The sequence below is a fragment of the Streptomyces sp. UH6 genome (assembly GCF_013421635.1).
GTDB classification, from domain to species: domain Bacteria; phylum Actinomycetota; class Actinomycetes; order Streptomycetales; family Streptomycetaceae; genus Streptomyces; species Streptomyces abyssomicinicus.
Genome location: NZ_JACADT010000125.1, coordinates 1 through 9359 on the forward strand (window position 1 = coordinate 1; position 9359 = coordinate 9359).

General features: G+C 72.6%; 7 protein-coding genes. 6 read left to right on the forward strand and 1 reads right to left on the reverse strand.

Annotation, left to right across the window (positions count from 1 at the left end; all coding sequences use genetic code 11):
- Positions 1 to 158 precede the first annotated feature (158 nt).
- Positions 159 to 1937 (reverse strand): bifunctional UDP-sugar hydrolase/5'-nucleotidase, encoded by a 1779-nt coding sequence (locus HW445_RS09775; protein WP_180220636.1) that lies wholly within the window; start codon positions 1935 to 1937, stop codon positions 159 to 161.
- 344 nt (positions 1938 to 2281) lie between these two features.
- Here HW445_RS09775 and mshD point away from each other — a divergent pair, with 344 nt between their 5' ends.
- The 6 genes from mshD (at position 2282) to HW445_RS09805 (ending at position 9317) form a co-directional block, all read left to right on the forward strand.
- Positions 2282 to 3217 carry a mycothiol synthase gene (gene mshD / locus HW445_RS09780; RefSeq protein WP_180220637.1) on the forward strand — a complete coding sequence of 312 codons (936 nt, stop codon included), beginning with the start codon at positions 2282 to 2284 and terminating at the stop codon, positions 3215 to 3217.
- A gap of 102 nt (positions 3218 to 3319) precedes the next feature.
- Positions 3320 to 3715 (forward strand): GntR family transcriptional regulator, encoded by a 396-nt coding sequence (locus tag HW445_RS09785; protein ID WP_151774256.1) that lies wholly within the window; start codon positions 3320 to 3322, stop codon positions 3713 to 3715.
- Positions 3712 to 4575: an ABC transporter ATP-binding protein gene (locus HW445_RS09790; RefSeq protein ID WP_180220638.1), complete on the forward strand. Its 864-nt coding sequence runs from the start codon at positions 3712 to 3714 to the stop codon at positions 4573 to 4575. Before HW445_RS09785 ends, HW445_RS09790 begins: the two co-directional genes overlap by 4 nt.
- On the forward strand, positions 4572 to 5681 hold the full coding sequence (locus HW445_RS09795; RefSeq protein WP_180220639.1) for a hypothetical protein: 1110 nt from the start codon (positions 4572 to 4574) through the stop codon (positions 5679 to 5681). The genes HW445_RS09790 and HW445_RS09795 overlap by 4 nt, the downstream gene beginning before the upstream one ends.
- Positions 5678 to 6751: an ABC transporter permease gene (locus HW445_RS09800; RefSeq protein WP_180220640.1), complete on the forward strand. Its 1074-nt coding sequence runs from the start codon at positions 5678 to 5680 to the stop codon at positions 6749 to 6751. Before HW445_RS09795 ends, HW445_RS09800 begins: the two co-directional genes overlap by 4 nt.
- A gap of 250 nt (positions 6752 to 7001) precedes the next feature.
- A complete protein-coding gene (locus tag HW445_RS09805) occupies positions 7002 to 9317 on the forward strand; it encodes an RNA degradosome polyphosphate kinase (RefSeq protein WP_306673303.1) in 2316 nt (771 codons plus the stop codon).
- Positions 9318 to 9359: the final 42 nt, after the last annotated feature.

Here is a 9359-nt window from a genome sequence, read left to right on the forward strand (position 1 = left end):
CTGGGCTGAGCGCCCCGGCCGCCCCGGCCGCCGCACACGAAAGGGCCGCCCCGTGCAGTGCACGGGGCGGCCCTTCCACGTCGGGCCTTCAGGCCGTCGGACCTGGAGGCCGTCGGACCGTCAGGCTCCCGAGCCCAACCGCCGAACGGCGGTCCGGCTCACCCGACGATGGTGATGCGGTCCGCCGCCGGCGGCACGATCGGCGAGGACGGGGAGGACGTCGCGGTCAGGTAGTCCGCGAACGCCGTCAGGTCGTCGCTGCCGACGACCGGGTCGGTGCCCTTGGCCAGCGCCGGGAAGTTGTCCCCGCCACCGGCGAGGAAGTTGTTCATCGCGACCCGGTAGGTGGCGGTGAGGTCCACCGGCTGCCCCTGGATCCGGATCGAGTCGGCGACCACGCGGTCCGCGCCGGTCTTCGTCATGTCCAGCGTGTAGGTGAGCCCCTCGGAAACCTGCAGGATCTTCGGCGCGGCCGCGTTGCCCCCGCTGACCTGCTGCTGCAGGGCGGCGACGATGTCGGCGCCGGTGAGGTCCGCCAGGTTCACCGTGTTGCTGAACGGCTGGACCGTGAAGCCCTCGCCGTAGGTGACGACGCCGTCGCCCTCCTCACCGCTCGCGGCGTAGGTCAGGTCGGCGCGGACGCCGCCCGGGTTCATCAGCGCGAACGCCGTGTCCGGATCGATGCCGCGCGCGTGGTGCAGCTGCGCGTCCGCGATCAGGTCGCCGAGCGGGCTCTCGGTGCCGGTCTTGCTGATGTCTCCGGTGATGTAGCCGATGGGCCGGTTGGCCACCGGCTCCGACAGCGTCCTCCACCGCTTGATCAGGGTGGAGATGTCGCCGGCGGGGTCCTGGGCGCGGCTGACCACGTGGTTGGCCGAGTCCACCGCGGTGCGGACGATGTCCTCGGTCGCCAGGTCGTAGGTCAGCGTGGTGTCCGTGTACAGACGGCCGAAGGAGGCCGCCGAGGTCACCATGCGGGAGTTGCCCGCCGGGTCGGGGATGTCGCAGACGTAGGCGTTGTGGGTGTGGCCCGTGACCAGCGCGTCGACCTTGGGGCTGACGTTCTTGGCGATGTCGACGATCGGCCCGGAGATGCCGCCGGCCTGCGCGTCGCACAGGTGGTTGTACGCGCCGTTGGCGGGCACGCCGCCCTCGTGGACCAGCGCGACGACGGACTTGACGCCCTGCCGGTTCAGCTCGTCCGCGTACTTGTTGATCGTCTCGACCTCGTCGTGGAACTCCAGTCCCTCGACGCCCTCGGCGGTGACGATGCCGGGGGTGTTCTCCAGCGTGACGCCGATGAAGCCGATCTTGACCGAGCCGTGCTTCCAGACCCAGTACGGGGCCAACGCGGGCCTGCCGGTGTCCTCGAGGGTCACGTTGGCGCCCAGGTACGGGAAATCCGCGCCCTTGAACGGCTTGTCGGTGTAGCAGCCGTCGGTCGGGTGGCAGCCGCCGTCGCGCATGCGCTTCAGCTCGGCCAGGCCCTCGTCGAACTCGTGGTTGCCGACCCCGGAGACGTCCAGGTCGAGCTTGTTGAGCGCCTCGACGGTCGGCTCGTCGTGGAACAGACCGGAGAGCAGCGGACTGGCGCCGATCAGGTCGCCGGCCGCGGCGGTCACGCTGTACTTCTCGCCCTTGCGCGCGGTGCGCAGCGAGGCCGCCAGGTACTCGACGCCGCCGACGCCTTCGATGGTCTTGACGGTGCCGTCCGGCTGAACCTCCGTCACGCGGGCGCTGGAGCCGGTCGGGGGCTCCAGGTTGCCGTGCAGGTCGTTGAAGGAGAGCAGCTGCACGTCGACCGTGCGCGGCTTCGGGCCGTGTCCCTGACCGGAGGCCTCGGCTGGCAGCGCGGCGGTCAGCGCGCCGACGGTGGTCAGCGCGGCGCCGGCGATCAGGATGCGGTGGGTACGTCGCTGCCGGGTGATCCGCGGCATCGTCCCCCCTCGTTGGTGAGTAGGTGCACAGTGGGGTGGGGTGGCTGAGCGGCAGCTTAGGGTCAACGCGCGTAGCGGCGACAGGCCACGTGGGTCACAGCCTGGTTGCGACTGCCTGAACGGCGCACGCGCGGCCACCCGGCCGCCGCCCCGGGGCCCTCCCGAGGCCCACCCGGACCGCCGAAGGCCACCCGGACCGCCGAAGGCCACCGTGGACCGCCGGGGAGCGACCCATGACCGCCACGGACCGCCCGGACCGCCACGGACCATCCGGACCGCCACGGACCACCCGGACGACCACCGCTGACCTGTGACGCACCGGGCGCAGGCCATACGCTCGGAGCATGACCAGCCCTCTGAGTCCCCGCCAGATCGACACCCTGGACCGCCTCACCCCCGAGCAGGTCGACGAGGTGACCGCCCTGCTGTCGGCCGCCCTGGACACGGACGGCCAGCACGCCGTGTCCGAGCAGGGCCGGCTGCACCTGAGGAGCGGCGAGCCCCGCCCCGGCATCGCCCACCTGCTGCTCACCGTGGGCGACGGCGAACTGGCCGGTTACGCCCAGCTGGACGGCTCCGAACTCGTCGAGGCGCCCGCCGCCGAACTGGTGGTGCACCCCTCGCACCGCGGCCGGGGCCACGGCCGGGCGCTGGGCAGCGCGCTGCTCGCGGCCACCGGCAAGCGCCTGCGGGTGTGGGCGCACGGCGGCCACGCCTCCGCCCGCCACCTGGCGCAGGTCCTCGGCCTCACCCTCTTCCGCGAACTCCGCCAGATGCGGCGGCCGCTGACCGGCGCGGACGCCCCCGAGCTGCCCGAGCCGGTCCTCCCGCCGGGCGTCACCGTCCGCACCTTCGTGCCCGGTCAGGACGACGCCGCCTGGCTGGCCGTCAACGCCGAGGCCTTCGCCCACCACCCCGAGCAGGGTTCGCTGACCCAGCGGGACCTGGACGACCGCAAGGCGGAGTCCTGGTTCGACCCGGAGGGGTTCTTCCTCGCGGAGAAGGACGGCGAGCTGGTCGGCTTCCACTGGACCAAGGTGCACGACGAGGAGGGCAACGGCGGGATCGGTGAGGTCTACGTGGTCGGCGTGCGCCCCGGCGCCCAGGGCGGCGGCCTCGGCAAGGCGCTCACCGTCACCGGCCTGCGCCACCTCGCGGCGCGCGGACTGCCGGCCGCGATGCTCTACGTCGACGGCGACAACAAGGCCGCCGTCACCGTCTACGAGCGCCTCGGTTTCACCACCCACGAGACGGACCTGATGTACCGCACCGAACTCTGACGCCCCGCCAGGCGGCAACGACCCCGAGGGGGCGGCGACTTGACGCCGCCCCCTCTCTTGCACCACCCTTCCACTACTCAATTAGTGAAAGGGTGTTGTCGAGTGGTCGAGTACCGCATCGACCGGCGCAGCGGCGTCGCCACCTATCTGCAGATCGTCCAGCAGACCAAGCACGCCCTGAGACTGGGCCTGCTGGAACCGGGTGACCGGCTGCCCACGGCCCGCGAGGTCGTGGCCGCCACCGCCATCAATCCGAACACCGTCCTCAAGGCCTACCGCGAGCTGGAACGCGAGGGCCTGGTGGAGGCCCGGCGCGGCCTCGGCACGTTCGTCCGGCGCTCCCTCGGCCCCGCCACCGCCGACTCGGCCCCGCTGCGGGACGACCTCGCCGCGTGGACGAAGCGGGCCAAGGAGTCCGGCCTGGAACGCGACGACGTGTCCGCGCTGTTCACCTCCGTCCTGGACGACCTCTATCCCTTTGGGGGGGACCACCGATGACCGACATCGCCATCGAGGCGGAGAGCCTGGGCAGGCGCTACAGCCGCCTACTCCCCCGCCGCCGCGTCAACTGGGCCCTGCGGGACTGCTCGTTCAGCCTCCCCGCGGGCCGCGTCTGCGCGGTCGTCGGCCCCAACGGCGCCGGCAAGTCCACGCTGCTCTCCCTGGCGGCGGGCCTGGCCCGCCCCACCGAGGGCACGATCCGGGTCCTCGGCGCGGGCCCCGGCGACGTGCGCGAGCGCCTCGCCCACGTCGCCCAGAACAAGCCGCTGCACGGCCAGCTCACGGTGATCGACACGCTGCGGCTGGGCCACGCGCTCAACCCGGCGCGCTGGGACCAGGCGACGGCCGAACGCATCGTCGCCCAGGGCGACCTGGATCCGACCGCCACCGTCCGCACCCTCTCCGGCGGCCAGCGCACCCGGGTCGCCCTGGCCCTGGCACTCGGCAAGCGGCCCGAACTCCTGCTGCTGGACGAGCCGATGGCCGACCTCGACCCGCTCGCCCGCCACCAGCTGATGGGCGAGCTGATGGCCGAGGCCGCCGAACACGGCACCACCGTGGTCATGTCCTCGCACGTCATCGCGGAGCTGGAGGGCTCCTGCGACCACCTCCTGCTGATCCGCCGCGGCCGGGTCCGCCTCCAGGGCGGCCTGGAGGACGTCCTGGCCTCCCACACCCTGGTCACCGGCCCCGCCGACGCCTCCCTGGACGGCCACACCGTGATCGAGTCCCGCACCACGGGCCGACAGGTCACCGCGCTGGTACGCCCCACGGGCCCGCTGCCCGAGGCCCACGCCGCGTCCACCCCGACCCTGGAGGAACTGGTCCTCTCCTACCTCCGGGAGCCCGCCGCATGACCCCGACGACGACCTCCCCCGCCCCGCCGCACGCCGAGGACACGGCGGCCCCGGCAGCGGCTCCGGGCGGGCTGACCTGGACCGTCTTCCGCCTCCACCGCTGGGCGCTGTGGATGTGGATCGCCTACGTCGCCGTGGCCGCGGGGCTGCTGCTGTGGGCGTGGGGACCGGCGGCGAACGACCTGGAGTCCGTGGCCGCGGGCTGCGACCTCGGCGGGCCGGCGCAGCCCCACTGCGCGAACAGCGTGTACGAGGCCCTGTCCACCTACCAGGAGTTCATGCGCCTGGGCTTCTTCGCCGTCCTCCTCGCCCCGCTGCTGGTGGGCGCCTGGGCGGCCGCCTCGCTGACCGCCCGGGAACTGGAGACCGGCACCGCCGAACTGGCCTGGACCCAGTCCGTCACCCCCGCCCGCTGGCTCACCGCCAAGCTGGCCCTCCCGGCCGTGGTCGCCGCCGCGGGCACCGCGCTGCTGCTGGGCCTGTACCGGCTCGCCCACCTGGAGGGCGCCCAGCTCTTCACCGAGATCCGGCAGTGGGCGCCGTCGTGGTGGAACGAGGACCTCTTCACCGCCATGGGCGTCGTCGTGCTGCCCCGGGTCCTGTGCGCCGTGGCCGTCGGTGTCCTGCTCGGCCTGCTGCTGAAGCGGAGCCTGGCCTCACTGGGCACCGGGCTGGTGCTGATCGGCGGCGGCGTCTTCGCCTTCGTCGTCGGCCGCCGGTTCCTCTGGCCGACCGAGATCCGCTACGGCCGGGACACCCCCTCCGGCTCCCCCTACGCGAGCACCGACCCGGGCGAGTGGCAGATGTCCACCGGGGCGGTGACGGACTCCGGCGAGCTGGCCGAACGGTCCGGCGAGCTGGCCGGGTACGGCTGCATGGAAGCGGGCTACCAGGACGGCGGCGACGCCTTCGACTCCGACGCGTACTACGCCTGCCTCGAGGACAGGGGCTTCACCGACGTCTGGATCTCCTACCACCCGGAGAGCCACCGCTGGCCGCTCCAGCTGATGGAGTCCGGGATCTGGCTCGCCGTCGCCGCCCTCGCGGTGGTCCTCTCCTACCGCGTCGTCCGCCACCGTACGGCCCCCCGGGAGCGTGCCGCATGACCGCCGCCACCCTGACACCGCGCGCCCCCGCCCCCGCCTCCGCCCCGGAGAAGGCGCCCGGCGGGCTGGTCCGCACCGTGCTCCGCCTCCACCGCTGGGCCCTGTGGCTGTGGGTCGCCCACGTCGCCCTCGCCACCGGACTGCTGCTCTGGGCCTGGACGACGATGGGCGACGACACCCAGGCCCTGCTCGCCTCCTGCGAACCCGGGAACGCGCCCTACCTCCGCTGTCCCAAGGAGCTCGAGGAGGTCTGGTCGGTCTACGACACCCTGCTGCGCCTCGGGCTCTACGCCATCGTCGCCGCCCCGTTCCTGGCCGGCGCCTGGGCGTCGGCCTCGCTGACCGCCAGGGAGCTGGAGACCGGCACCGCCGAACTGGCCTGGACCCAGTCGGTGTCGCCCGCCCGCTGGCTCACCGCCAAACTGGCGGTGCCCGCCGTGGCCGTCACCGTCGGCATCGCCCTGATGCTCGCGGTGTACCGGCCCGTCGCCGCGGCGGGCGTCGAGGTCCGCGACGTCGTCTGGTACGGAGGGGCCCCGCAGTGGTGGAGCGAGGACTTCTTCACCGCGATGGGCGTCGTCGCCGTGCCCCGCGCGCTGTGCGCGGTGGCCGTCGGCGCCCTGCTCGGGTTCCTGCTCCGGCGGACGCTGGCGTCGCTCGGCACCGGGCTGCTGCTGATGACCGCGGGCACCGTCACGTTCGCGCTCGGCCGTCACCGGCTCTGGCCGTCCGAGACCCGCCTCGGCTACGCCCAGGACGAGCCGTCGCCCAGGTGGGACACCACGGCCGGCGAGTGGCCGCTGGACAGCGGCGCGGTGACCGGGTCCGGCGAGCACGTCGCCTACGACTACGACTGCCTGGACGCCGTCCTCGGCGACGACGGCCGGGCCGGCGACGCCGGTGACTTCTACGCCTGCCTCAAGGCCGACGGCTACAGCGACGTCTGGGCGAGCTACCACCCCAGGAGCCATTACTGGCCGCTCCAGCTCGTGGAGTCCGGCATCTGGCTCGCCGTCGCCGCCCTCGCGGTATTCCTGTCATACCGCGTCCTTCGCCGCCGTACGGCCTGACGCCTGGCAGCCAACTGCCCGTAACCCGGCATTAAGGCTCGCTTGGGACCCTTCCCACGTGGTGAAACCTCCCTCTTCCGATGCCGGGCCGACGCCCCCCGAGGACAACTCCTCGGGGGGCGACGGCGCGCCGTCCGGGCCCGCGACGTCGCGCACAGGCGGCGTGAGCAGGCGGAATGCTCACCTCCGGGTGCTTCCACGCGCCCGATCCGACATGCCATACGAGGACGCCACGCGGAACAATGGGTACATGAGCGAGCCCAGTGCCCAGGACCCCCGTTCCCAGGACCTCCGTTCCCAGGACCTCCGTTCCCAGGACCTCCGTTCCCAGGACCTCAGCGCCCATGACCCCGCCGCCCACGGCTCCACGGCGGCCGCGGTCGGTCTGATACCGGTCGGGCACGAACAGGAACCTCCGCGCCCGCACCTGCCCGAGGAGCAGGTCGAGAGCGGTCCGGACTTCGACGGCTACCAGGAGGTCCGCCAGGGCGACGGCCCCCTCCCCGAGGGCCGCTTCCTGGACCGGGAGCGCAGCTGGCTCGCGTTCAACGAGCGTGTCCTCGAACTCGCCGAGGACCCCAACACTCCGTTGCTGGAGCGTGCCAACTTCCTCGCGATCTTCGCCAGCAACCTGGACGAGTTCTTCATGGTCCGCGTCGCCGGCCTGAAGCGCCGCATCGCGACCGGCGTCGCCCAGCGTTCCGCCTCCGGGCTCCAGCCGCGTGAGGTGCTGGAGATGATCTGGGCCCGCTCCCGCGAGCTGATGGCCCGGCACGCCGCCTGCTTCCACGAGGACGTCGCCCCCGCCCTCGCCGAGGAGGGCATCCACGTCGTGCGCTGGGGGGAGCTGACCGAGAAGGAACAGGCGCGGCTCTTCACGCTGTTCCGCTCCAAGATCTTCCCGGTGCTCACCCCGCTCGCCGTGGACCCCGCGCACCCCTTCCCCTACATCTCCGGCCTCTCGCTCAACCTGGCCGTCGTCGTCCGCAACCCGGTCTCCGGTCACCGGCACTTCGCCCGGGTCAAGGTGCCACCGTCCCTCTCCCGCTACCTGGAGGCCTCCCCGGAGCGCTACGTCCCCATCGAGGACGTCATCGCCGCGCACCTGGAGGAGCTGTTCCCGGGCATGGAGGTGCTCCAGCACCACGCCTTCCGGCTCACCCGCAACGAGGACCTGGAGGTCGAGGAGGACGACGCCGAGAACCTCCTCAAGGCCCTCGAGAAGGAGCTGATGCGGCGCCGCTTCGGCCCGCCGGTGCGTCTGGAGGTCGAGGAGTCCATCGACCGGCACGTCCTGGACCTGCTGGTCCGCGAACTGAAGATCACCGAGGCCGAGGTCTACCCGCTGCCCGGGCCGCTGGACCTCACCGGCCTGTTCGGCATCGCCGGCCTGGACCGCCCCGACCTCAAGTACCGCAAGTACATCGCCGGCACCCACCGCGACCTGGCCGAGGTGGAGTCCGCCTCCGCGCCCGACATCTTCGCCGCCCTGCGCGAGCGGGACGTGCTGCTGCACCACCCCTACGACTCCTTCTCCACCTCCGTCCAGACCTTCCTGGAGCAGGCCGCCGCCGATCCGGACGTGCTGGCCATCAAGCAGACCCTCTACCGCACCTCCGGCGACTCGCCGATCGTCGACGCCCTCATAGACGCGGCCGAGGCCGGCAAGCAGGTCCTGGTGCTGGTGGAGATCAAGGCCCGCTTCGACGAGCAGGCCAACATCAAGTGGGCGCGCAAGCTGGAGGAGTCCGGCTGCCACGTCGTCTACGGCCTGGTCGGGCTGAAGACGCACTGCAAGCTGTCGCTGGTGGTCCGCCAGGAGGGCGACACCCTGCGCCGCTACTCGCACGTCGGCACCGGCAACTACCACCCCAAGACGGCCCGCCTCTACGAGGACCTCGGCCTGCTCACCGCGGACCCGCAGGTCGGCGCGGACCTCTCCGACCTGTTCAACCGGCTCTCCGGCTACTCCCGCCGGGAGACCTACCGCCGGCTGCTGGTCGCGCCCAAGTCGCTGCGCGACGGGCTGGTCCAGCGGATCGGCAAGGAGATCCGCCACCACCGGGCCGGCCGGCCCGCCCACGTGCGGATCAAGGTCAACTCCATGGTGGACGAGGCGGTCATCGACGCCTGCTACCGCGCCGCCCAGGCCGGGGTGCCGGTGGACATCTGGGTCCGCGGCATCTGCGCGGTGCGGCCCGGCGTCCCGGGGCTGTCGGAGAACATCCGGGTCCGGTCGGTGCTCGGCCGGTTCCTCGAACACTCGCGGATCTTCTCGTTCGCCAACGGCGGCGAGCCCGAGGTGTGGTTCGGCAGCGCCGACATGATGCACCGCAACCTCGACCGCCGCATCGAGGCGCTGGTCAGGGTCACCGACCCGACCCACCGGGCCACCCTCAACCGGTTCCTGGAGACCGGCATGTCCGACTCCACCTCGTCCTGGCACCTCGGCCCGGACGGCGAGTGGACCCGGCACTCCACGGACCCGGACGGGCGCCCGCTGCCGCATGTCCAGGAGATGCTCATCGACGCCCGGAGGCGCCGGCGTGGCCCAGCGACACCCTGACGTCCAGCACCCCGCCGGCGCCGCCCCGGCGCTCACGGCCTA

Bases quoted from the DNA above. Each gene is read 5' to 3' on its own strand.
- HW445_RS09775 (WP_180220636.1), bottom strand. From the start codon at position 1,937: ATGCCGCGGATCACCCGGCAGCGACGTACCCACCGCATCCTGATCGCC.
- mshD (WP_180220637.1), top strand. From the start codon at position 2,282: ATGACCAGCCCTCTGAGTCCCCGCCAGATCGACACCCTGGACCGCCTC.
- HW445_RS09790 (WP_180220638.1), top strand. From the start codon at position 3,712: ATGACCGACATCGCCATCGAGGCGGAGAGCCTGGGCAGGCGCTACAGC.
- HW445_RS09795 (WP_180220639.1), top strand. From the start codon at position 4,572: ATGACCCCGACGACGACCTCCCCCGCCCCGCCGCACGCCGAGGACACG.
- HW445_RS09800 (WP_180220640.1), top strand. From the start codon at position 5,678: ATGACCGCCGCCACCCTGACACCGCGCGCCCCCGCCCCCGCCTCCGCC.
- HW445_RS09805 (WP_306673303.1), top strand. From the start codon at position 7,002: ATGAGCGAGCCCAGTGCCCAGGACCCCCGTTCCCAGGACCTCCGTTCC.